Origin of the sequence: Streptomyces sp. MK37H, from assembly GCF_018035285.1 — a bacterium.
Classification (GTDB): Bacteria; Actinomycetota; Actinomycetes; order Streptomycetales; family Streptomycetaceae; genus Streptomyces; species Streptomyces endocoffeicus.
In genome coordinates this window covers 1-1,368 of the sequence record NZ_JAAAYH010000857.1, presented here as the reverse complement: position 1 = coordinate 1,368, position 1,368 = coordinate 1, and the positions used below count along the sequence as shown (strand labels likewise).

1 protein-coding gene is annotated in these 1,368 nt (G+C 72.0%); it reads left to right on the top strand.

Translation table 11 applies throughout. From position 1 onward, the window contains the following. Window positions 1-1,368: polyketide synthase dehydratase domain-containing protein (locus GWI24_RS44435; RefSeq protein WP_210951672.1), on the top strand; the 1,368-nt coding region annotated here is incomplete at both ends.

Below are 1,368 nucleotides of genomic sequence, written 5' to 3'. Positions count from 1 at the left end.
CTCCCCGCACACACCGCGTGTGACCTCCCCACCTACGCCTTCCAGCGTCAGCACTACTGGCTGGGACGACGAGGCGAATCGGTGGACGCGACCGCGCTGGGGCTTGCGCGGGCCGACCACCCTCTGCTGGGCGCCGTGGCCGAACTGCCCGAGTCGGGGGGCTTGCTGTTCACCTCCCGGCTGTCGCTGCGTACGCATCCGTGGCTGGCCGACCATGCGGCGGCGGGCACGGTGTTGCTGCCCGGGGCGGCGTTCGTGGAGCTGGCGGTGCGCGCCGGTGACGAGGTCGGCTGCGGTGTCGTCGAAGAGCTCGTGGTCGAAGCACCGCTCACCCTGCCCGAGCACGACGGCGTGCAGCTGCGGGTGAGCGTGGGCGCGGCGGACGATTCCGGCCGACGCCCGGTGGCAGTGCACTCACGCGGCCAGGACGGTGATACGGACACCCCTTGGACTCGCCACATCAGCGGCACCCTTGCCCAGGACACCCCCGATGAGCTGGACGCGGACCTGACGCGGTGGCCCCCTACCGGGGCGGTGGCGGTCCCGGAGGAGCGGGTGCGCGGCATCTACGAGGAGCTGGAGGCGAACGGTTACGGATACGGCCCGGCCTTCCGTGGTCTGCGGGCCGCGTGGACGCGAGGCGACGAGATCTACGCCGAAGTCGTCCTGCCCGAGGAGCTGTCGGCCGAAGCCCCCGCGTTCGGACTGCATCCCGCACTGTTCGACGCCGCCCTGCACGCCACCGCGTTCCGCGACCGTACCGATGACCAGTCAGGGCCCGCGTTGCCGTTCGCCTATCGCGGAGTGTCCCTGCACGCCTCCGGCGCTTCGGCACTGCGCGTACGTATCACACCCAACGGCAAGGAAGGAGTGGGCCTGCGGCTGGCCGATCCGAGCGGGGCGGCGGTGGCGGTGGTCGAGTCGTTGGTGTCGCGGCCGATGCCGGCGGCGCTGCTGGACGCCGCCACGCGGACCTCGACCGACCAGATGTTCCTCGTGGGGTGGGAGGAGCTGCGGGTCGACGCCGCCGACGTACCACTGGACACCGTCGCCGTACACACCGCGCAGGACGTACGGCAGTTGGCCACCCGAGCCGACGCGCCGGTCGACGCGCCGCCGGTGCTGCTGTACGAAATCGGTCCCGGCGATGCCGCAAGCGTCGACTCCAGCTCAACCCGCGCGCATGAGCTGACGGGCCAAGTGCTGGACATGCTGCAGACGTGGCTGACCGAGCCCACGCTGGAGGACTCGCGTCTGGTGGTGCTGACGCGGGCTGCCGTAGGAGTGCGGGACGCCGATCCGGTCGATCCGGCGGTCGCCGCGGCCTGGGGGCTGGTCGGCACGGCGCAGTCGGAGAACCCCGGGCGG